The 19,768-nt window shown below is 66.2% G+C and carries 21 protein-coding genes; 9 read left to right on the top strand and 12 right to left on the bottom strand.

All coding sequences use genetic code 11. The features are described from left to right. Nucleotides 1–19: 19 nt before the first annotated feature. Nucleotides 20–1,018 carry a P1 family peptidase gene (locus tag QX073_RS01695; RefSeq protein ID WP_316225236.1) on the top strand — a complete coding sequence of 333 codons (999 nt, stop codon included), beginning with the start codon at nucleotides 20–22 and terminating at the stop codon, nucleotides 1,016–1,018. A gap of 2 nt (nucleotides 1,019–1,020) precedes the next feature. Here QX073_RS01695 and QX073_RS01690 read toward each other — a convergent pair whose 3' ends face one another. Continuing rightward, complete coding sequence (locus QX073_RS01690) at nucleotides 1,021–1,785, bottom strand: EF-hand domain-containing protein (protein WP_316225235.1); 765 nt, start codon at nucleotides 1,783–1,785, stop codon at nucleotides 1,021–1,023. A 226-nt stretch (nucleotides 1,786–2,011) separates the two neighbouring features. Between QX073_RS01690 and rpe the strand changes: the two genes are divergently transcribed. Genes rpe through QX073_RS01670 form a run of 4 tightly spaced genes read left to right on the top strand, consistent with a single transcriptional unit; the run spans nucleotide 2,012 to nucleotide 4,650 of the window. Beyond that, on the top strand, nucleotides 2,012–2,713 hold the full coding sequence (rpe, locus tag QX073_RS01685; protein ID WP_315714981.1) for a ribulose-phosphate 3-epimerase: 702 nt from the start codon (nucleotides 2,012–2,014) through the stop codon (nucleotides 2,711–2,713). 15 nt (nucleotides 2,714–2,728) lie between these two features. Next, nucleotides 2,729–3,214: an ureidoglycolate lyase gene (locus tag QX073_RS01680; RefSeq protein WP_315714781.1), complete on the top strand. Its 486-nt coding sequence runs from the start codon at nucleotides 2,729–2,731 to the stop codon at nucleotides 3,212–3,214. A gap of 47 nt (nucleotides 3,215–3,261) precedes the next feature. After that, on the top strand, nucleotides 3,262–4,092 hold the full coding sequence (locus QX073_RS01675) for a bifunctional allantoicase/(S)-ureidoglycine aminohydrolase (protein ID WP_315714982.1): 831 nt from the start codon (nucleotides 3,262–3,264) through the stop codon (nucleotides 4,090–4,092). Nucleotides 4,093–4,134: 42 nt separating this feature from the next. Continuing rightward, nucleotides 4,135–4,650 (top strand): hypothetical protein, encoded by a 516-nt coding sequence (locus QX073_RS01670; protein ID WP_315714782.1) that lies wholly within the window; start codon nucleotides 4,135–4,137, stop codon nucleotides 4,648–4,650. A gap of 133 nt (nucleotides 4,651–4,783) precedes the next feature. Here the strand turns inward: QX073_RS01670 and QX073_RS01665 are convergent, their stop codons facing one another. From QX073_RS01665 to QX073_RS01635, 7 genes are all read right to left on the bottom strand, one after another. Next, complete coding sequence (locus QX073_RS01665; RefSeq protein ID WP_315714783.1) at nucleotides 4,784–6,115, bottom strand: dicarboxylate/amino acid:cation symporter; 1,332 nt, start codon at nucleotides 6,113–6,115, stop codon at nucleotides 4,784–4,786. Between the two features lie 164 nt (nucleotides 6,116–6,279). After that, nucleotides 6,280–7,737 (bottom strand): bifunctional serine/threonine-protein kinase/universal stress protein, encoded by a 1,458-nt coding sequence (locus QX073_RS01660; protein ID WP_315714784.1) that lies wholly within the window; start codon nucleotides 7,735–7,737, stop codon nucleotides 6,280–6,282. Between the two features lie 3 nt (nucleotides 7,738–7,740). Continuing rightward, nucleotides 7,741–8,481: a metallophosphoesterase family protein gene (locus QX073_RS01655; RefSeq protein WP_316170295.1), complete on the bottom strand. Its 741-nt coding sequence runs from the start codon at nucleotides 8,479–8,481 to the stop codon at nucleotides 7,741–7,743. A gap of 87 nt (nucleotides 8,482–8,568) precedes the next feature. Continuing rightward, nucleotides 8,569–8,727, bottom strand: coding sequence for a hypothetical protein (locus QX073_RS01650; RefSeq protein WP_316203822.1), 159 nt, complete (start codon nucleotides 8,725–8,727; stop codon nucleotides 8,569–8,571). A gap of 44 nt (nucleotides 8,728–8,771) precedes the next feature. Beyond that, nucleotides 8,772–9,380 carry a hypothetical protein gene (locus tag QX073_RS01645; RefSeq protein WP_315749351.1) on the bottom strand — a complete coding sequence of 203 codons (609 nt, stop codon included), beginning with the start codon at nucleotides 9,378–9,380 and terminating at the stop codon, nucleotides 8,772–8,774. Next, on the bottom strand, nucleotides 9,377–10,048 hold the full coding sequence (locus QX073_RS01640) for a hypothetical protein (protein WP_315714788.1): 672 nt from the start codon (nucleotides 10,046–10,048) through the stop codon (nucleotides 9,377–9,379). The genes QX073_RS01645 and QX073_RS01640 overlap by 4 nt, the downstream gene beginning before the upstream one ends. Beyond that, complete coding sequence (locus QX073_RS01635) at nucleotides 10,045–10,824, bottom strand: MotA/TolQ/ExbB proton channel family protein (RefSeq protein ID WP_315749348.1); 780 nt, start codon at nucleotides 10,822–10,824, stop codon at nucleotides 10,045–10,047. Before QX073_RS01635 ends, QX073_RS01640 begins: the two co-directional genes overlap by 4 nt. 194 nt (nucleotides 10,825–11,018) lie before the next feature. On the opposite strand from QX073_RS01635, the gene QX073_RS01630 reads away from it, so the two are divergent. Both QX073_RS01630 and QX073_RS01625 read left to right on the top strand, forming a co-directional pair. Further along, nucleotides 11,019–12,377, top strand: coding sequence for a histidine kinase (locus QX073_RS01630; RefSeq protein ID WP_315749346.1), 1,359 nt, complete (start codon nucleotides 11,019–11,021; stop codon nucleotides 12,375–12,377). Nucleotides 12,378–12,387: 10 nt separating this feature from the next. Next, complete coding sequence (locus QX073_RS01625) at nucleotides 12,388–13,035, top strand: response regulator transcription factor (protein WP_315714791.1); 648 nt, start codon at nucleotides 12,388–12,390, stop codon at nucleotides 13,033–13,035. A 17-nt stretch (nucleotides 13,036–13,052) separates the two neighbouring features. On the opposite strand, the gene QX073_RS01620 is transcribed toward QX073_RS01625, so the two are convergent. Both QX073_RS01620 and QX073_RS01615 read right to left on the bottom strand, forming a co-directional pair. After that, nucleotides 13,053–13,640 (bottom strand): TetR family transcriptional regulator, encoded by a 588-nt coding sequence (locus tag QX073_RS01620; protein WP_315714792.1) that lies wholly within the window; start codon nucleotides 13,638–13,640, stop codon nucleotides 13,053–13,055. Continuing rightward, complete coding sequence (locus tag QX073_RS01615) at nucleotides 13,637–13,810, bottom strand: hypothetical protein (RefSeq protein WP_316225234.1); 174 nt, start codon at nucleotides 13,808–13,810, stop codon at nucleotides 13,637–13,639. Before QX073_RS01615 ends, QX073_RS01620 begins: the two co-directional genes overlap by 4 nt. A gap of 281 nt (nucleotides 13,811–14,091) precedes the next feature. On the opposite strand from QX073_RS01615, the gene purB reads away from it, so the two are divergent. Beyond that, the gene (gene purB / locus QX073_RS01610; RefSeq protein ID WP_316225233.1) at nucleotides 14,092–15,399 is read left to right on the top strand and encodes an adenylosuccinate lyase; all 1,308 of its coding nucleotides are present in this window, start codon (nucleotides 14,092–14,094) and stop codon (nucleotides 15,397–15,399) included. A gap of 24 nt (nucleotides 15,400–15,423) precedes the next feature. On the opposite strand, the gene QX073_RS01605 is transcribed toward purB, so the two are convergent. Next, nucleotides 15,424–16,188, bottom strand: a complete 765-nt coding sequence (locus tag QX073_RS01605) for a hypothetical protein (protein WP_315749342.1) — start codon at nucleotides 16,186–16,188, stop codon at nucleotides 15,424–15,426. A 129-nt stretch (nucleotides 16,189–16,317) separates the two neighbouring features. Next, nucleotides 16,318–18,756 (bottom strand): DUF2235 domain-containing protein, encoded by a 2,439-nt coding sequence (locus QX073_RS01600; protein WP_315714796.1) that lies wholly within the window; start codon nucleotides 18,754–18,756, stop codon nucleotides 16,318–16,320. A gap of 337 nt (nucleotides 18,757–19,093) precedes the next feature. Between QX073_RS01600 and QX073_RS01595 the strand changes: the two genes are divergently transcribed. After that, a complete protein-coding gene (locus QX073_RS01595; RefSeq protein WP_315826286.1) occupies nucleotides 19,094–19,636 on the top strand; it encodes a cytochrome b in 543 nt (180 codons plus the stop codon). Nucleotides 19,637–19,768: the final 132 nt, after the last annotated feature.

The following is a 19,768-nucleotide window of genomic DNA, read 5'->3' as shown; positions in this document are numbered from 1 at the left end:
TCTGCAGCGAGGGACGATCGTGCAGAACCTCCTCACCGACATCCCCGGCGTACGCGTAGGCCATGCCCATGACGCCGCGCTCGCTTCCGGCGTGACCGCGATCCTGTTCGATCAGCCGGCGGTCGCCGCGATCGACATCCGTGGCGGCGGACCCGGGGTGCGCGAGGATGCGCTGCTCGATCCTGCGAATACGGTGGAACGGGTCGACGGCATTGCCCTGTCGGGAGGCTCGGCGTTCGGGCTCGAGGCCGCGAGCGGCATTCAGGCCTGGCTGGCGGAACAGGGGCGCGGCTTTGCCGTGCGCGACGCGCTGATCCCGATCGTCCCCGGCGCGATCGTGTTCGACCTCTTGAACGGCGGCAACAAGGCCTGGGGCCGCTACGCGCCGTATCGCGAGCTCGGCTACGCGGCGGCGGCGGCGGCCAGCACGACCTTCGCGCTCGGCAGCGTCGGTGCCGGGCTCGGCGCCACCACGGCCAACCTGCAGGGCGGGCTCGGCTCGGCGTCGGCGACGACGACAGGCGGCATCAAGGTTGCGGCCATTGTTGTGGTGAATGCGGTCGGCAGCGTCACTGTCGGCGACGGTCCCTGGTTCTGGGCGGCACCGTACGAGATCGACGGCGAGTTCGGCGGCCGCGGCCTGCCGGCCGCCTTCACGCCGGACATGCTGGCGATGCGCATCAAGGGCGGCCCGGCAGCATCGGCCTCCGAGAACACGACGATCAGCCTCGTCGTGACCGATGCCATCCTGACTAAGGCGCAGGCCAAGCGGCTCGCGATGATGGCGCAGACCGGCATGGCGCGCGCGATCTATCCAGTGCATCTGCCGCTCGACGGCGACATCGTGTTCGCGGCCGCGACCTGCACCAGGCCGATCGAGCCGCTGGTCGAGCTGAGTGAGCTCGGCATGGTCGCGGCCAACGTCCTGGCGCGCGCGATCGCCCGCGGCGTCTATCACGCGAGGCCGCTGCCGTTCGCCGGCGCGCTGCCGTCCTGGCAAGGCCGCTTCGGCAGTTGAGCTTACGCGCTGACCGCGGTCGTTGAAGACGTGGAGGCCGACAGCATGTTGGACTGCCGCTGGATCAGCTTCTCGATCATGTTGTAGGACGAGGTCGCAGCGTTGGACGCGGTTGTGGCTGCCGGCGTCGTCAGCGTCACCTTGGAGCCGTCGGCATAGGTGATGGTGGTCGTGGTCGAGCCGTCGCTGTTGGTGGACGAGGAACTCGAGGCGCCCGACAGCGCCTGCATCAGCGCATCTGCGCCCGCGCTGGATGAGGTGCCCGAGCCGCCGCTCCCGCCCGCCTCCTGGTGATGATGGTGGCCACGTCGCCCCTTGGCGCCCTGCAGCGCCGAGGACAGCTCGTCGAGGCTGACACTGCCGTCGCCGTTCGTATCCAGCTTGCCGAACACCTTGTCGGCATTGGCGACGTTGGTGCCGCCGGCGCCGAGCGCGCTCTCGAACTCCGATTTGCTGATCTGACCATCGCCATCGCCGTCGATCTGCGAGAACAGGTCCTGTAGCGGATTGGTCGATGAGCTTGCGCTCGACGACGCGCCCGACTGGCTCTGCGCTGCGAGCAGCGCGCTCATGGTCTCCGGCGCGATCTGCCCCGAGCTGCTGCTGCCGCCCGCGCTCGACCACGGGCTGAAATTGCCGGAGCCGCTCGCCCCCTTGGTGTCGAGGCTGAACGGACCGCCGCCCGACTTGCCGGAGCCCGACTTGGTCGAGCCGAGCGACTGCAGGCTGTCCAGGACCGACGAGGCGGCCCCCAGTGCAAACCACATGGCGAAACTCCCGCAAGGCCGCCCACGCGGCGGCAGAACATCTTCCCACCGCCGTCGCAATCCCCATGCCAGCGCCAAACCGCTGATATGTCCGGATATTTCGCGATGTTACGGTGGCCTGAACCCGGCAGATCGTGCCGCGCCCGGCAGATTTTTCCCGCTCGCGTTGCCGCAGCCGGCCCTGCATGATACGGCGACATCCCCGATCGTCCTGGAACAGCCGCCCATGACCCAGTCCTTCACGCCGCGTCCGCTCGTCATCGCGCCATCGATCCTGGCGTCGGATTTCTCCAAGCTCGGCGAAGAGGTGCGCGCCGTCGATGCCGCCGGGGCCGACTGGATCCATCTCGACGTCATGGACGGGCATTTCGTCCCGAACATTTCCTATGGCCCGGATGTCATCAAGGCGCTGCGCCCACACACCACCAAGATCTTCGACGCGCATCTGATGATCACGCCGTGCGATCCCTATCTCGAGGCCTTCGCCAAGGCCGGCTGCGACCACATCACGGTCCACGCCGAGGCCGGCCCGCATCTGCATCGCTCGCTGCAGGCAATCCGCGCGCTCGGCAAGAAGGCCGGCGTCTCGCTCAACCCGTCGACCCCGCTCAACGTCATCGAATATGTGCTCGACCTCGTCGACCTCGTGCTGATCATGTCGGTCAATCCCGGCTTCGGCGGCCAGGCCTTCATCCCCTCGGCGATTGGCAAGATCCAGGATCTGCGCGCGATGACCGCGGGCCGGCCGATCGATATCGAGGTCGATGGCGGCGTCGGCCGCGACAATGCCGGCGCACTCGCCGCCGCTGGCGCCAACGCCTTCGTCGCAGGCTCCGCCGTCTTCAAGGGCGGCACGATGGAAGCCTATCGCAGCAACATCGCCGCGATCCGCAGCGCCGCCGCGTTGGCGCGCGGCGAAGCGATCTGAGGCACGCGAGACGGGATGCACACGCTCACGCCGCAGCCGCTGACGAAAGCGGCCTTCGCTGCTTTCGGCGACGTCGTCGAGACCGATGGCGCCCAGCCCATCGACATCAACCAGGGCTTCGCCCGCCGCTGCAACGGCCTCGCTGCTGTCGACGTGACATCGGGCGGCGCGGCCGTGAACATCAGCCTGTTCGAGGCCAAGCCGCGGCCGTTGCCGATCGAGATCAAGCTGATGGAGCGGCACCCGCTCGGCAGCCAGCTGTTCATGCCGTTGCAGGACCGGCCGTGGCTGGTGCTGGTCTGCGCCGATCCGCGCGATCCCGCGAGCTACCACGCCTTCACGGCAACCGGCCGCCAGGGCGTCAACTACGCGCGCAACGTCTGGCATCATCCGCTCTTGGTGTTCGACGAGGCCTCGCGCTTCATGGTGGTCGACCGCATCAGCCCCGACAATCTCGAGGAGCTGTGGCTCGACGAGCCGCTCTACCTTGCCATTCCCTGATGACCGATGGCGCGCCGGTTGATCATCCGCGCCGTGGAGAGACGATGATGGACAAGCCGAACTACTTCGTGCCGCATGGCGGCCACCCGCCGCAGACCGACCTGCTGACCGGCCGCGCCGTGTTCACCGAGGCGTATGCCGTCATCCCGAAGGGCGTGATGCGCGACATCGTCACCTCGGCGCTGCCGTTCTGGGACAAGACGCGAACCTGGGTGATCGCGCGTCCCCTCTCCGGCTTCTCGGAAACGTTCTCGCAATACATCGTCGAGGTCTCGCCCGGCGGCGGCAGCGCCCAGCCCGAGCCGGATCCGGAGGCCGAGGGCGTGCTGTTCGTGGTGTCAGGCGAGATCATGCTCACCATCGCCGGCAAAGAGCATCGCCTGGGCCATGGCGGCTACGCCTTCCTGCCGCCGTCCTGCAAGTGGACGATGCGCAACGACAGCCAGGCGCCCGCGACCTTCCACTGGATCCGCAAGGCCTATGAGGCCGTTCCCGGCATCGCCGTGCCCGAGGCCTTCGTCACCAACGAGGCGACGATCGCCCCTGCCGCGATGCCGGAGACGCAGGGCCGCTGGGCCACCACGCGCTTCGTCGATCCGCTCGACGTTCGCCACGACATGCACGTCAACATCGTCACCTTCGAGCCCGGCGCCGTGATCCCGTTCCTGGAGACGCATGTGATGGAGCACGGGCTCTATGTGCTCGAGGGAAAGGCGGTCTACAAGCTCAACCGCGACTGGGTCGAGGTCGAGGCCGGCGACTTCATGTGGCTGCGCGCCTTCTGCCCGCAGGCCTGCTACGCCGGTGGCCCCGGCCGCTTCCGCTACCTGCTCTACAAGGACGCCAACCGGCACATGAAGCTGCGGCCGTTCAGGTGAAGGCCAGCAGCATCCGCTGAATGAGTCCTGGATACACGGCTGATGTCGACCGTTCCCGAACGCCTGGAGAGCTTGATCGAAGGGGAATTGGCTGAGCTGTCCGACAAGCGTGTGCTCTCGCATATCCGCGGCATGCTCGTCGCACCTCACATGGTGCTGCGCGATTGGGACTATGGCCAACCGGGGGAGCAATATCCCTGCTGGTTCGTGCTTCGCGATGCACAATCCGGTGCCGAGATCGCCTATTGTGAGCACGGCTTCGGACCGGGCTGCCCCTGGGGCCTGGTGAGTTCTGCGCACGAACCGGAGTTCCGCCATATGGGCATGGACTCCGGCTGGTTCACCTCGTTTCTGGATGCATTTTTCGATTCTTTCGCCTGCGTGGCGCTTCTAATCTGGAAGGTGATCAACATCGATGCTGACGGAACCCGGACCTGTCTGACCGCCGAAGGCGCGTGGGAGAGCACATGGCAGCGGGTCTACGAATTGCGCAATCATGATCCGAGCGGCCGCTATGAATGCGGCCACGACATCGGCTATCGCAAGACTGCCACCTGATGCGCTCGTCGAATCTTCGGCCGCAACCGCCGACGAAGAGCTTCTCCTCATCGGCCTCGAACACCGGCTCGATCGCGCGATCGACCAATCCACGCCGTACTCGCTCCCTCATTCTCCCCCTAGTGATCCTCCCTCACGCCCCCTGATACTCCACCTCTTCCGCCGTGCCGCGGTCGAGCACGGCCTTCGCCTTGGCATGGTCGAGGTCGTCCTCCCAGGCGGCGACGACGACGGTGGCGACGCAGTTGCCGATCAGGTTGCCGACGGCGCGCGCGATGCCGACGAACCAGTCGACGGACAGCACCAGCACCAGACCGATGGCGGGGATAGCCGGCACGGCGCCGAGCGTTGCGGCCAGGATGACGATGGCCGAGCCGGGCACGCCATGGGCGCCCTTGGACGTGACCAGCGACACGCCGAGCACCAGCAGCAGGTCGCTGACCGACAGCGGCGTGTTGGTGGCCTGGGCGATGAAGACGACGGCGAGCGTCAGGTAGATCGAGAACGCATCGAGGTTGAAGGAATAGCCGGTCGGGATGACCAGGCCGACGACCTCCTGCTTGACGCCCATCGCCTCGAGCTTGCGCATGATCTGCGGCAGCACGGAGTCGGACGACGCCGTCGCCAGCACGATCAGCAGCTCCTCCTTCAAATAGCGCAGGAACTTGAACAGGCTGAGGCCGGCCATGCGCATCACGAGGCCAAGCGCGGTCACGACGAACAGCGCCACCGAGACGTAGAACAGCACGACCAGCGCCAAGAGCTGCTTGAGCGAGCCGACGCCATATTTGCCGACGGTGAAGCCGATGGCGCCGAGCACGCCGAGCGGCGCGACGCGCACGATCAGCCCCATCGCCTTGAACAGCACCTTGGCGACGGACTCGATCAGGTCGACCACGGGCTTGCCGGGCTCGCCGACCAGCGCCAGGCTGACGCCGAAGATCACCGCGAAGAACAGCACCTGCAGCACGTCGTTGCGGGCAAAGGCGTCGAACGCCGTCGGCGGAATGATGTTGAGGATGAAGCCGCCGAAGCCGCCGCCCTGCAGCTTGTGGGCGTTGTCGGCGAAGCTCGCGAGCTGCTTGGCGTCGAGCTTGGAGACGTCGATGTTCATGCCGTGGCCGGGGCTGAAGACCAGCGCCAGCACGAGGCCGAAGGCCAGCGCGATCGTGGTCATGCCCTCGAAATAGACCAGCGACTTGACGCCGACGCGGCCGACCTTCCTGAGATCGCCGGCGCTCGCAATGCCGTGCACGACGACGCAGAACACGATCGGCGCGACCACCATGGCGATCAGACGCAGGAAAGCGTCGCTGAAGAATTTGAGCCCCTGGGCGGTCTCGGGCGCGAAGACGCCGATCAGGATGCCGAGCACGAGCGCAGCCACGACCTGAAAGAAGAGCGAGCCGAACAGGCCTCGCTTCGGCGCGGCTGTCCCCGCCATGCTCACATCCGTTGCCGCCATTGATCGTCCCCCCTCAGAAAAAAACCGACACGTTCCGCACGCGCCGGATCACTTTGGAGGGGGAACTTTCGAAACGCAACCGCAGCCGCGCCTCACTTTTCAGCCTGTGCATGCCGTTCTGACTGTCGTGCTTGGAGGCGCCGTGGATCTTCATCGCATGTCCATCATTCCCCCGACACGACCCTTGCCGGCGCATCATCATCGTCGCCCTCGGCTTCCCGTGCCGCGAGCCGTGTCCGCACCACGGTCACCGTACACCCCGCCTCCGCGGCGACCTTCGCCGAGACGCTGCCGAGCAGCGAGCGCAGCACGGAATCGCGGCGGGCGCCGATGATGATGTGGTCGACCTGGTTGGCCTCGGCGAATTCGATGATGGAGGCCGCCGGATCGACCGCCTCCAGCACGTGCACCGTCAGCCGGCTCGTGTCGAGCTTGAGCGGCGTCGCCCAGTGCTTCAGCGCGACCATGCGGTCGATGTGCTTGTTGTTGCCCTCCTCGTCCAGGGTGCGGTCGATGGTGAGACGCCCGAGCTTCAGCACGTTGACGCAGGCGAGCCGAGCCGCGGGCAAAGTGGCGAGGATGCGCTGCGCGGTCAGCCGCAGCGCGCCGTTGAGCTCCTCGCCGCCTTCCACGGTGTCGATCGCGACCGCCACGATCGGGCTGGAGGCGATCTGCACCGCGACGTCGGATGTTTTCTGTTCCGGCTGCACCAGGCCGCGGTTGAAGCGGCGGCGCCACACGGCCGTGATCGGGTCGCGCTTGACCTTCTCCGCACGCGCCGTCAGCTTGACCTGGTCGGGATGGCCGAGATCGAAGGCGAGCTGCGCCGCGGTCGGATAGCGCCACACCGGCTCGATCTCCAGGCAGCGCAGCACGATCTCCTGCAGCCACGGCGGATAGTCCGGCTTCAGCTGTCGCGGTGGATAGGGATCGCGCCACAGCCGCCGGCGCATGCCGCGCAGGGTCTCGGTCTCGCCGAACGGCCGCACGCCGGTGGTGAAGAAGTAGAGCAGCACGCCGAGCGAAAAGATGTCGCTGCGCGGATCGCTACGCGTGCCCATCATGCGCTCCGGCGCCATGTAGGGCGCGGTGCCGTAAGGCAGGCGGAACTCCTCCTGCAAGAGATCCGGCAAGTGCTTGTGGCAGGACAGGCCGTAGTCGATCAGCACCGCCTCCCCCGTCGGCCGGAACATGATGCTGGAGGGCTTGATGTCGTGATGGATGACGTGCTGCCGGTGAATATCGGCGAGCGCGGTCGCGATCTTCGCGACCAGCACCCGCGCCTCCTCGTAAGCCAGCGGCAGCTCGGGCAGCCGCTTGTACAGCGTATCGCCTGGAATCTGCTCGATCACCACATAGGCCTGGGTGGCGAAATCGCCGGTGCCGAAACAGGCCGGCACGTGCGGTCCCGACAGTTTTGGCAGAATCATCTGCTCCATCTCGAAGCTGACGATCGCCGCAGGATCCTCGCCCTCGGAGACGCGCGGCACCTTCATCAGGATGGGCCGGTCGATGTCCGGATGGGTGACGCTCCACAACGTCGCCATGCCGCCGGAATGCACGCATTCACCCACCGTGAAGCCGTCGATCACGACGCCCGGCTTGAGCCTTGATTTCGTCATGCTCTAGCGCCCCATCGAGAGCCGCTGCGCCAGCCAGGGCGGCAGGCCGTTGTCACGAATGCGCTGCGCCGCCGCCTCGACGTCATAGGGCACGCGGCAATAGGTCAGCTCGCGGGTCCTGGTGTCGAAGGTCACGAACGACGCGGCCGGATCACCGTCGCGCGGCTGGCCGACCGAGCCGACCACGGCCAGCCATTGCCGGCCGCGCAACAGCTGAATGGGCATGTTGGCGGTCGGGGTGAAGCTCGTCATCTTCGCGGTGGCGGACATCGAGTACAGCGCCGGACGGTGGATGTGGCCGCAGAACGTCACCTGCGCCTCGGTCGCGATCATGCTGCGGGCCGCGTCGGCCGACGACTGCACATAGCGCCAGCGCGGCGGGCTCGAGGCCTCCGCATGCACGAACAACCGGTCGTCGTCACCGATGCTCATCGGCAGCTCGGCGAGAAAGCGGCGCTGCTCGGCGCTGAGCCGCCCGCGCGTCCACTCCATCGCCGCCTGCGCCTCGGCATTCATGCTCTCGCTTGCCGTCGAGACGGCATTGTCGTGGTTGCCGCGCACCGCCAGCCCGCCACCGGCGACGATCTCCATGACGGTGTCGACCGACCATTCTGGATCGGCGCCATAGCCGACGATGTCGCCGAGACAGATGAGACGATCCGCGCCACGCGCACGCGCCGCCTCCAGGCAGGCCGCGAAGGCCTGCCGATTGGCATGGATATCGGTGAAAATCGCCAGCAGCACCCGTGTCCTCCGGTTCTCAAGGCTAGCGGCCGTGGCCACACGAGACTTGAGGAACATCAAACAAGATAGGCGGAGAGATGCGGAATGTCAGCGTTGCAGGTCCCCTGCGATGCGCCGGTGCGGCTGTCTTCCCTGGGTAAAGCCGAAGCCCAGGAACTTGCGGTGGTTCGGTCTGGCGACCGCACTCTTGACCTTGTTGACCTTGAGCTCGAGGCGCCGTGCCAGGAACGTCCCGATGCTCGCCATCACCCGCGCGCGAGCTTCGCGCGGGAGGATACGGCTGCAGCCGCCTACTGCTCGTCCTTCGGCGGCATGCGCGGCGGCAGCAGTGGCGTGAACGAGACGCCGTCGCCGGCGTTCTTGGCGGCCTTGAACTCGCCGGTGGAGGGATCACCGCCGGCGGTCTCGATGATCGTCTTCGGCAGAATGTATTCGCGCGCGGCGTCGATGACCCCGCCGTCGCCGGTGCCGAAATCGGCGGCGCGACCGCCCTGCGGATGGCCCGCCGCGATCTGGTCGGCGGCGTGCTGAGCCTTGTCGGCAAGTGTGTCGCTGTAGGGAATACGATAGGCGCGCGGCACGCCGCTCGGACGGTTGTCGTCGTCCAGCGCCTCGACCCACAGATAGACCGCGCCGGGATCGCCCTCGACGGAGTGCGGATCGACGATCCGCACCTGCAGCACCTTGAAGCTCCTCGGCAGCCGGTCGACGCTGGCCCAGCCGAGCAGGCCGCGGGCGCCGGCGAAGCTGCCGACATAGAACGCACTGGTGATGACCACGGCGACCGCCTTGGCCTGCCAAGGCAGCCTTGCATAGACCAGCACCAGCAAGAGCAGCGCGCCGATCAGCGCGTAGCACACGGACAGCGTGACGATGACGGTCTGCAGACTGCTCATCATCGCCTGATCACCCTGACGCCGGTCTTGGGATCGAGATCGGCGCCGTTGCGCCAATTGCTGCGGAACGTCTCCAAAAGCGATTTCGGTCGGCGCTGCACGTCGATCACCTTGCCCTCGGCATTGAGCTTGAAGCGCAGCGCCGTCTTCTCGTCGCCTGAATGGTCGAGCACGACCTTGTCGTCAAAGATCACCTGCGCGGTCGGGTTGAGCTTCTGCACCTTCACGGTGGCCTCGACCGGCGCGCCGCTGACGTTCTGGAAATGCGAGATGTTGACGGTGTATTCGCCGGCGACGATGCCTCTGATGGTCACGATCTCCTCGCGGATCGGCGACGGGATCTTCAGACCGTTGACCAGGATGAAATCGTTGGCGCCGCCGCGGTCGTCGCGATCGAGGGTGAGGAAGCCGGCCTCGCGATGCCGGTACCAGGCGATGTTGCCGACAGGGTCCTGCACGAACAGGTCGAGATCGTCGGGATGGTTATCCGGCCAGTCCATCGTGATCAGGAACTCGGCCTTCGAGTCGACCTTGCCGTCCTTGGCGTCCGGCGAGATCGCGAGCACCGCGATGAAGAAGAAGAACGCGACGATCTGCAGCGCCTTGAACAGCATGACGCTGAACGGGTCGAACTGCTCCTCGCGCGGATAGAGCCCGAAATCGTCCATCATGCGCCCTGCTCCGGCGCGCGATCCATCGCGCGCTCGAGCCGCGGCGTCACCCGCGTCTCGGTGAGCATGACCGCGTCCGAAAACACGCGCCCGGTCGCCGCGTCCAGCATGTAGTACTGGATGCGCACCAGGATCGAGCCGACGAGGCCGGCGAGCGTCGTGTACATCGCCACCGCCATGCCGTCGCTCATCAGCCCCATCGAGGATTTCATCGCCAGCTTGTCGTTGACGTCGAGGCCGGCAATCGGCGCCAGCATGATGATGAAGCCGATGATGGTGCCGAGCAGGCCGAGCTTCATCAGCGTGTCCGATGCGAAGCCGCCGAAGCCGTTGGAGCCGCGCAGGCGGTCGGCGAGCGTCCGCAGCAGCAGCGTCTGGTCGAGCCGCCCTGCCCCTTGCGTCCGCGCCTTGGTGACGAGGCTGCGGATGTGGTTGGTGACCAGCCCTTTGGGAAGCAACTGCGCATCAGGTTCGAGCGCGCGCGCCGCATCGGGCCCGATCAGCACGGCGCGGCAGCGCCGCGCCGCATCCGCCTCGCGCGCGATCGCTCTGGTGCGCCAGAAGCAATGGCAGCACGTGGCGACGTAGAGCACGGCGATGACGCTGGAGATGTAGGTGCGGTCGGAGGCGACCATCAGATGGAAATAGCCGTAGCGGGCGAGCACCACGCCGGCGAATATCGTGAGGCCGGTGAAGATCATCCAGAGCAGCAGCGGCCCGCGCTCGGCTGCGTCGCGCGCAGGTTCCACTCGTTCGGCACTGCTGACCACGCTCATGCATGAACTCCCGATGCGCGCCGTTTCGTTCGGCGCTTCGCAGACGAGTTAAGCAGAGCGGCGGAACAGCGTCCAAAGACATCTGCCTCGAGGCTCTCGGGAAAATTTCCCAACCTGCCGCTTGCTGCAGTGCATTTGCTTGGCGGAGCACCAGCCCATTGTTACGCTGCGGCAAAAGCCGTGGAGAGGATCGCATGCGTCTCGTGCTCCAGCTCATTGCGCGCCTTGCGCTGATCGTGCTGCTGTGTCTGGCCGCCGCGGCCGTATGGGTCACCGTCGACGCCTATCGCAGCGTCGACCGCGCCACCGCGGCATCGGCCGACCGGGTCTCGCAGGCGCTGGAGGCGCTGTACTGGCGCGAGCTGCTGCTGCGCGGCAACCGATCGCGCGAGCGGCTGCTGCCGCTGCCCGACTGGCGCACGACCGAGACCATGAAGCTGATCGCGCCCGGCATCTGCGTACAGTTCAAGCCGGAGGCGGCGTTCGAGAAGCCGCTGTGCGGCCAGAGCAAGGGCCTCGGCGCCGCGCCGCCGCGCTGGTTCTCAAGCGCCGTGGAAGCCATCCTCGGCGATCACGCGGCGGTCGCGCAGCCGATCAGCGCGCGCGCCACCACGGCGGGAACCGTCTCGGCGATCGCCGATCCCGATGCGGCGATCCAGCTCGCCTGGCTGCGCATCCAGGACAGCTTTGGCGTGGCGCTGGCGATGGCGGTCGCGATCGGCGTACTGGCCTCGCTGGCGATCGCCCATGCGCTGGCGCCGGCGCGCAGCATCGTCTCGGCGCTGCAGCGGATGGCCGAGGGCGACCACCGCCCCTCGCTGCCGCGCTTCCGCTCGATGGAGCTCGCGATGATCGGCCGCGCCGTCGGCGAGCTCGGCGACCGGCTGGCGCAGGCCAATGAGCAGCGCGCCGCGCTGACCGAGCGCCTGCTCGACATCCGCGACGAGGAGCGGCGGGCGCTCGCCCGCGAGCTGCACGACGAGTTCGGGCAGAACCTCACGGCGATCCTCGCTTTTGCCTCGACGATCGAGAGCGCCGGCAACGGCCGCAACGATCAGATCGCCCAGGACGCACGCATGATCACGCGATCCGTCAGCCATCTGATGGCGTGCCTGCGCGGCACCTTGAGCCGACTGCGCCGTCCGCTCACCGAGGAGCTCGGCCTCGCCGCAGGCCTGATCGCGCTGACCGAGAACTATCAGCACGCCGCGCGACCGGCGATCCGGCTCGACCTCCACGGTGATCTCGCCGACATCCAGGGCCCGGTCGCGGTCACCGCCTACCGGATGGCGCAGGAGTGCCTGACCAACGCCCTGCGCCACACCAGTGCGAGCGAGGTGTCGTTGCGGGTCGAGCGGCGCTCCGGGCCCGACGGTGCGCTGCTGATTTCAGTCGAGGACGACGGCGGCGGCGATGCGACCCTGCTGGCGCAATCGAGCGGCTTCGGCCTGACCGGAATCCGCGAGCGCATCGCCGCCGTCGGCGGCTCGCTGTCGATCGGACCGGCCGCGCGCGGGCTCAGCGTCTCCGCGACAATTCCACTGGCCGCCTGAGATTACGGGGATGCCCGAGCGCACAGGCATTTCGATCCTGCTGGTCGACGACCACCCGGTGGTCCGGCAAGGCTATCGCCGCGTGCTGGAGAGCCAGGACGGGTTTCGAGTCATCGCCGAGGCCGACAGCGCCGCGGCGGCCTATGCCGCGTTCAAGGCGCATGCGCCCGACGTGGTCGTGCTCGACATCTCGATGAAGGGCGCCAGCGGGCTGGAGGCGATCCGCAATATCCGCGCTCGCGACAATCGCGCCTGCATCCTCGTGTTCTCGATGCATGGCGAGGCGCCGTTGGTGAAGGCGGCGTTCGCCGCCGGCGCGAGCGGCTTCGTCACCAAGAGCAGCGAGCCGTCGGCGCTGGTCCGTGCCATCCGCATGGTGATCAGCGGGGAGCGCGCGCTCAGCGACGACGTCGCCCATGTGCTGGCCGCCGACAGTCTCGATCCGCAGCAGACCGTGCTCGACCGGCTCGGCGAGCGTGAGATCGAAATCCTGCGCCAGTTCGCGTCGGGCCTGACCACCGAGCAGATCGCCACGAACCTGCACCTCAGCGTCAAGACGGTGCAGAACTATCATTATCTGGTGAAGGCCAAGACGGGACTGCAGACGGATGCGCAGCTGGTGCGGCTGGCGGTGACCAGCGGGCTGACGGATTTGTAGCCCGGATGAGCGCGCGCCTAGCGCGCCTGAAGTCCACGGAGCAGCAGGGTCAGCACGGCATCGACGCGGGCCGAGCAGGTGCATTCGCCCCATTCGTCAGCGTGGGCGGGATGATGGAAGCTTCGGGTCGCGTCGAAGATCGCCGCGGCCGCGGTCTTGGGATCAGCGACATCGAACGTCCCCTGCGCGACCCCCTCAGCGATCATGCCCTCGACCTGGGCGATCAGGTTCTGCTTGTGCGCCTTGACTACCGAGCACGCCTCGCGCGCCAGGGTGAGATAGGTCGCGAACATCTCCGGATCTTCACAGACCCGTTTCTGCTTGGCGCCGAACAGCTCGCGCAGCCAGCGCTCCAGCTTCGCCGGCGCCGGTCCCGGCTCGGCCGCGATCTGCGCCAGCGGCGCGCTGACCCGCTCGAGCCAGCGCTTGGCAACCGCCTCACGCAGCGACGCCTTGCTCGGAAAGTGACGGTAGACGGAGCCGTGGCTGACATCGAGCGCTCTCGCGACGTCGACGACCGTCGCTTTGGCGAGCCCATAACGGCGCAACACGTCCTCGGTGACTTCGAGGATGCGCTCGGATGTCAGAACCACGGCCTCATTCATGCGTGCACCATATCGGCGTCGGACGAATTCGCCTTGATCTGGATCGTCTCAGCCTGGTCGGTGGACGATGGCGCGCGAAACCTGGTGGCCTGGGCCTCCAGGTGACGCGCGACCTGGAGATTCAGCCAGTCCTGAAATTGTGAGTGCAACAATCGCTTTTCAATCTTCATCGAAGCGGTCCTTCGCAGTTGAAACCGCTGAACCCAAGGTCAGACAGTGGAAGTTGGTCTTAAGCAAGATGGCAGGATCGACATACACCATCGCGCTGACAGATTTCAATATCTGTCAGCGCGATTTTTTGAAAATGGTATTATGATCCGGTAACGGCATGCCGAGCAGCCGGAAAGACCGCCGTTTGTGTCGATCCGGCCGCTCTGGTAAAGCGCGGCGTAAAATGCCGGCGCGGACGCTTGGTCCCGCCCACCTTCCCTCCCGCCTCGGAGCGCCGTCGATGATCCCCCGCTATTCCCGTCCCGAAATGGCCTCGATCTGGGAGCCGCAGACCCGGTTCAAGATCTGGTTCGAGATCGAGGCGCATGCGGCGGACGCGCTGGCGGAGCTCGGCGTGATCCCGAAGGAGGCCGCCAAGACGATCTGGGCCAAGGCCAAGGACGCCACCTTCGACGTCGCCCGCATCGATGAGATCGAGCGCGAGACCAAGCACGACGTCATCGCCTTCCTGACCCATCTCGCCGAGATCGTCGGTCCCGAGGCGCGCTTCGTGCACCAGGGCATGACGTCATCGGACGTGCTCGACACCTGCCTCAACGTCCAGCTCACCCGTGCGGCCGACCTGCTGCTCGCCGATCTCGACCGCGTGCTGGCGGCGCTGAAGACGCGCGCCTTCGAGCACAAGATGACGCCGACCATCGGCCGCTCGCACGGCATCCACGCCGAGCCGGTGACGTTCGGTCTCAAGCTCGCTTATGCCTATGCCGAATTCTCTCGCGCGCGCGAGCGCCTGGTCGCCGCGCGGAAGGAAGTCGCGACCTGCGCGATTTCCGGCGCCGTCGGCACCTTCGCGCAGATCGATCCGCGGGTGGAGGAGCACGTCGCCAAGGCGATGGGCCTCAGCCCCGAGCCGATCTCGACCCAGGTGATTCCGCGCGACCGCCACGCGATGTTCTTTGCGACCCTTGGCGTCATCGCATCGTCCGTGGAGCGCCTGGCGACCGAAGTGCGCCATCTGCAGCGCACCGAGGTGCTCGAAGCCGAGGAGTTCTTCTCGGAGGGCCAGAAGGGCTCGTCGGCGATGCCGCACAAGCGCAATCCGGTGCTGTCGGAGAACCTCACCGGTCTCGCCCGCATGGTGCGCGCCTATGTGACGCCCGCGATGGAGAACGTCGTGCTCTGGCACGAGCGCGACATCTCGCACTCCTCGGTCGAGCGCATGATCGGCCCCGATGCCACCGTCACGCTCGACTTCGCGCTGATCCGCCTCGCCGGCCTGATCGAGAAGCTCCTGGTCTACCCGGCCAACATGGAGAAGAACCTCGACAAGCTCGGCGGCCTCGTCCACTCGCAGCGCGTGCTCATCGCGTTGACCCAGAAGGGCGCGAGCCGCGAGGACTCCTACAGACTGGTCCAGCGCAACGCGATGCCGGTCTGGCGCGGCGAAGGCGACTTCCGCACCCTGCTCAAGGCCGATGCTGACGTGAAGAAGTACCTGACCGACGCCGAGATCGACGAGCAGTTCGACCTCGGCTACCACCTCAAGCACGTCGACACGATCTTCAAGCGCGTGTTCGGGGAGAGCTGAGCGCGCGTCGAGCGGGCGGACGCCTCAGTCCGCCTCCTCGCACTTGTCCTGCTTGACCTTGAACATCTTCCGGAACTGGGTCTCGAGCGCGCTCCGCATCGCCTCCATCTTCTTCTCGCCGGTGTTGCGGAGGTTGTAGTTGATAGCGCAATTGCTCCAGCCGAAATTGACCAGATAGATCCGCATGCGCTCCTGGCCGTCCGGCTTCTGCGCCTCGGCGACGTAGCGGGCGACGCAGGCCTTCGGGCTGGCGTTGTCGGCGCAGCCCTTGTCGACGGTCTGGCGAAACATCTGCTGCAGGTCGGTCTTGCCCTCGATCGCGTCGACGAAGCGCGCGCAGGCGGCGGCAGGCTGGTAGTCGCGCAGCGTAGAGGGCGTCTTGAATCCGCGGGTCTGCACCAGGTCGAAATCGCAACTGTCCTTCAGCTCCGCCACCCTGGCGCGCCGATAGTCATCGATGCCGGGCAGCGCGATGAACTCCAGCCGCGCGGCAGCGTCGAGCGTGGCCTTGCAGGCGCGGTCGATCTTGTCGGCGTCGAGCGCCGCGACCGCCTTCGGGTCGAATGCCGGCAACGTGCCCGGCGAGTCGAAATCGGACGGGCCAAACAGCAGACGGACGGTGTTGCGCAGCCGCGTCTCGTCGTGCTTGGCGGGATCGTACCGGACCGTGAAACGGCAGCCGCTGTCCCAGGACATCGTCCGCTCGGCGGCATGGGCGCTGGCACCGGCGAGCGTGACGGCGGCGAGCGCCAAGCGTGCGGTCCATCCTGTCCAGCTTCGTCGGGTCATGGTACTCTTCGCAGTCGATCAATGCCTGTATCCTACCCAGCCCCGACGCCAACACCAGCCCGTGCCGCGCAGCATCTGAAGCGTGACGACGTCACGCTCGACAAGTGCCAGACCTGGCAGCGCTTGCAGCTACAGCTTCTTCAACGAGACGACCGCGTTGCCCTTGTTGTTGAAGTAGAATCGATACAACAGCAGCCAAGGAAGCATGATGGACGTGTCGTTGACGTAGACGAACACCTCCCCATCGCTGCGGGCCGTGAACCTGGCTGTCCAGCGGCTGCTGCCGGGCGTTTCCTGCTGGAAAGCCGGGAGATGCTCCTCCAGCCCGGTGCTGCCCACCCGCACGATCGGTGCGAACCAGTTCGACCAGATCAGCCGCTTGAAGGGTATCCCAGGCAATTGGGTCCAGGTGCCGTAACCGAAGCCGGCCGGAGTCGCAGGGATGCCGCCGTCGCTCCATGCCTCCCCGACGTCGAGCACGATCTGATAGGTCTCGCCCTGCGCCACGGTCAGCGCTGTCGGATAGCAATGGTGACGCGTCTCGAATACTGGCCGGATGCTTCCACCAGGGTATGCGCCGATCTCTGTCTCCTCGACCTCGATCGGCCTCAGCGTCTCCTTGCAGAACAGCCCGGCCGTATTGGCCGCGCCGAACCCCAGCCACCAGAACAGCCAGAACATGATGGCGAACGGGAAGATCCACGTTTTCAGCAGATAGAAACCGGCAACATACCAGCCCTGGCGTCGCAGCGAATAAACCGTCGCGCGCCAGCCGGTCACCGGCTTGTGCCGGGATGGATCGTTCCAGGCGATGCGTGCGGCGTCGCGGATCGTTCGCTGCAGTGAGGTGCCCCACGCCGTCAAGCCGAGCGCAGCGGCCACACCGACCACCAGCAAACCCGGCGAATCCCGAAACGCGACGAACCATGGGTCGAGAAATTTGGGCAAGAAGGCTGCCGCTCCGTTGACCAGCGGATTTACCAGCCCATGCAAGGGCTCATAAAGCACGCGCGGCCAATAGATGACGAAATATGGGATCGCCGCGACGAACAGCAGCGCGAACATGGTGGCGAAATAGACCACGCGGCGCAGCCAGACCCAATTCCAGACATCGTCCTGCACCCGCGTCCGCGCGTGCCCGTGATCGAGCGGATGCAGCGCATCGACCGGCGTATCGGTCTCATCCGTGACGCGGTAAGCGGCGGGTACGACCACCGGTGCATAGTGATCGGGACCCGACCCAATGCGTTCGAACACGGTGCGGTGGATCGTCGGCTTCACCGGCGGCAGAGGTGGCTGCGGCAGGCTCGGATGCAGATCGTCAGCAAGAAGCCCGGTCTGGGCCTTGAACGGCGAATGAAGCAGCCACTTGATGCGACTGACATCGTACCGGAGCGATAGCTTGTAGGGCGGCGCGTCATAGATCTCGCGCAGATTGCGCGGCTTGTAGCGGTAGTAGGCCGCAAGCCCCTTGCGCGAGTCGTTCAGCGTGTCGAGCGGATCGATCTCGGGATCGTAGAGCAGCCTGCGCCGCCCGTCGAGATAGACGAGACCATAGGCCTGGGCGCGGTCGAGCATCCAATCGAGCGTCACATAGGAAAGGCCATCCTGCGGATAGCCGCCGCCGATGTCGGAATGCACGCCGGTAAACCACACCTGGCTGATGCGCTCGCGGTCACGTGGCGGCAGATCGGTGCGCAGATGCGGCGGCGGCTCGGCCAGTTTCGCAGCCGCGCTGCGCGGATCGTGGTCGATGCCGAACAGCCAGTCCTTCTTGTCACTGCGGCCTGAAACAGCCTCGTCCCGTCCCCACACATAGCGCTCATCCCAGATCACCGGGCGGAAGGCGTCACGCTCTTCTTCGATCGCGAGGGCGTGGCAAGCGCGATGGATCTTGGAATTCATGAACTGGTCCGGCATCGACAGCGGCCAGATCCAATAGTCAATGGCGCGCGTCATCTCCTCGATCGGCCCGCCGTAGGCGTCAACGGTGTCCCAAATGCCGACGAAATGCACGCTCTCGACCTCGACTGCTGGCGGAGCCTGCAGCGCCACGCCCTGCACTCTGCGCAGCGTTCTGATTCCCCAGTCGCGCACTCCGCGCAGGTCCAGGCCGATCTTGCCGAGATATCTGAGAATTCCGCTATTGTAGCGACGCCGATAGCGGCGATAGGCGTCTGCGGCGAACCGGGCGAGATCGGCTTCATTGTCGTCGTAGGCGACGAGCCCCTGCCCCGCGATCATTGCCGCCACGATACGGATGGTGAAGGCACCGCGGCTGAACCCGAAGCAGTAGATGCGGTCGCCCGGCTTGTAGTTGCGACAGCAGAAGCTGTAGATCGCAATCACATTCCGCTTCAGGCCGAAGCCGAAGATGCCGCCGAGGGCTGCGAACAGCTTGAAGGAGGACGTTCCGACGCCATCGTCATAAAAGGCAACTTGCCGGCGCGGATCGCGCAGGTCCAGCAGCTGGAACAGGCGCCAGACATTGGTCTTGAACACGGCCTTGGCGCTGTTGCCGGTCCCGTCCGACAACAGCACGATGTTCTTTGCAACAGGATTGGACACGAGGCCCCCCGACCAGAATGCCGGCAGGGAGATTGGTCCGCAATTGCAGGAAAATCAAGGCACAATCCCTGCGCGAGCCCGCAGGACCACCCGCTCAGTTCTCAGCACCGCCCGTCATCCGCAAGGCAACATCGTCGCTTGATCCAATGCGGTCATCGAACGGGGGACGGCTTATCGAGGCGCGACTGACAGAGCGGCACGCATGGAATCACTCAAAAATGATCAGCAGATGCCTTTGTGCGGTTGTCCGACATCTCGTCGTCGACCTCTGATCCTTCGACAGAGGTCAGATCCGCGACTAAGCAGGTCGCCGGAATTCACCACTGACGAGCCCGACATGCCCGAGACGATCGCGAGCTACGATCCCCTGCTGCGATGGATTCATTGGGCGACCGCCCTGCTGTTCATCGCAGCGATGCTGATCGGGCTGTATTGCGGCCTTCAGCCGGCCGGGACGTCGCCGCGGCGGGAGCTGCTGGAGGTTCACAAATCGCTCGGCGTCACGCTGTTTATGCTGGCCATTATCCGCGTGATCGTGCGGGCTCGCACCACGGCGCCGGCCGCTCCGGCCACGTTCGGACCGATGGTCCGCGCGCTGTCGCAGCTCAATCATTGGGCGCTCTATGCGCTGCTGCTGATCATGCCCGTCACCGGCTACATGTTCTCGTCGGCCGGCGGCTACTCGCTGCGCTATTTCGGGACCTTCAGCTGGCCGCGCCTGTTCGCCGGCGACAGGACGATCGCCCATGCCGGCGAGATCACGCATGATACGCTGGCCTATCTGGTCTATCTCGTGGTCGGCCTGCACATTGCGGCCACGCTCTGGCACGCGTTTGTCAAGAAGGACGAGGCGCTGGCCCGGATGTGGCCGCGGCGGTGAGCGTGGCCGCCGTAGGGTGGGCAAAGCAGCCGCCGTCAGCCGGCAGCGTGCCCATCGTCGTGCGGCGAGCTCATTGCCAAGACGATGGGCACGGCGCTACACAATCCCGATCGTGGAGACCGCACGGCCGCG

It is taken from the genome of Bradyrhizobium sp. SZCCHNS3052, from assembly GCF_032484495.1.
Classification (GTDB): domain Bacteria; phylum Pseudomonadota; class Alphaproteobacteria; order Rhizobiales; family Xanthobacteraceae; genus Bradyrhizobium.
Note: the sequence above shows the minus strand (reverse complement) of the source record. Positions and strands in the feature narration are given on the sequence as shown.

Bases quoted from the DNA above. Each gene is read 5' to 3' on its own strand.
- purB (WP_316225233.1), top strand. From the start codon at position 14,092: ATGATCCCCCGCTATTCCCGTCCCGAAATGGCCTCGATCTGGGAGCCG.
- QX073_RS01670 (WP_315714782.1), top strand. From the start codon at position 4,135: ATGTCGACCGTTCCCGAACGCCTGGAGAGCTTGATCGAAGGGGAATTG.
- QX073_RS01630 (WP_315749346.1), top strand. From the start codon at position 11,019: ATGCGTCTCGTGCTCCAGCTCATTGCGCGCCTTGCGCTGATCGTGCTG.
- QX073_RS01620 (WP_315714792.1), bottom strand. From the start codon at position 13,640: ATGAATGAGGCCGTGGTTCTGACATCCGAGCGCATCCTCGAAGTCACC.
- QX073_RS01660 (WP_315714784.1), bottom strand. From the start codon at position 7,737: ATGACGAAATCAAGGCTCAAGCCGGGCGTCGTGATCGACGGCTTCACG.
- QX073_RS01635 (WP_315749348.1), bottom strand. From the start codon at position 10,824: ATGAGCGTGGTCAGCAGTGCCGAACGAGTGGAACCTGCGCGCGACGCA.
- QX073_RS01615 (WP_316225234.1), bottom strand. From the start codon at position 13,810: ATGAAGATTGAAAAGCGATTGTTGCACTCACAATTTCAGGACTGGCTG.
- QX073_RS01650 (WP_316203822.1), bottom strand. From the start codon at position 8,727: ATGGCGAGCATCGGGACGTTCCTGGCACGGCGCCTCGAGCTCAAGGTC.
- QX073_RS01675 (WP_315714982.1), top strand. From the start codon at position 3,262: ATGGACAAGCCGAACTACTTCGTGCCGCATGGCGGCCACCCGCCGCAG.
- rpe (WP_315714981.1), top strand. From the start codon at position 2,012: ATGACCCAGTCCTTCACGCCGCGTCCGCTCGTCATCGCGCCATCGATC.
- QX073_RS01680 (WP_315714781.1), top strand. From the start codon at position 2,729: ATGCACACGCTCACGCCGCAGCCGCTGACGAAAGCGGCCTTCGCTGCT.
- QX073_RS01640 (WP_315714788.1), bottom strand. From the start codon at position 10,048: ATGATGGACGATTTCGGGCTCTATCCGCGCGAGGAGCAGTTCGACCCG.
- QX073_RS01605 (WP_315749342.1), bottom strand. From the start codon at position 16,188: ATGACCCGACGAAGCTGGACAGGATGGACCGCACGCTTGGCGCTCGCC.
- QX073_RS01645 (WP_315749351.1), bottom strand. From the start codon at position 9,380: ATGATGAGCAGTCTGCAGACCGTCATCGTCACGCTGTCCGTGTGCTAC.
- QX073_RS01625 (WP_315714791.1), top strand. From the start codon at position 12,388: ATGCCCGAGCGCACAGGCATTTCGATCCTGCTGGTCGACGACCACCCG.
- QX073_RS01595 (WP_315826286.1), top strand. From the start codon at position 19,094: ATGCCCGAGACGATCGCGAGCTACGATCCCCTGCTGCGATGGATTCAT.
- QX073_RS01665 (WP_315714783.1), bottom strand. From the start codon at position 6,115: ATGGCGGCAACGGATGTGAGCATGGCGGGGACAGCCGCGCCGAAGCGA.
- QX073_RS01690 (WP_316225235.1), bottom strand. From the start codon at position 1,785: ATGTGGTTTGCACTGGGGGCCGCCTCGTCGGTCCTGGACAGCCTGCAG.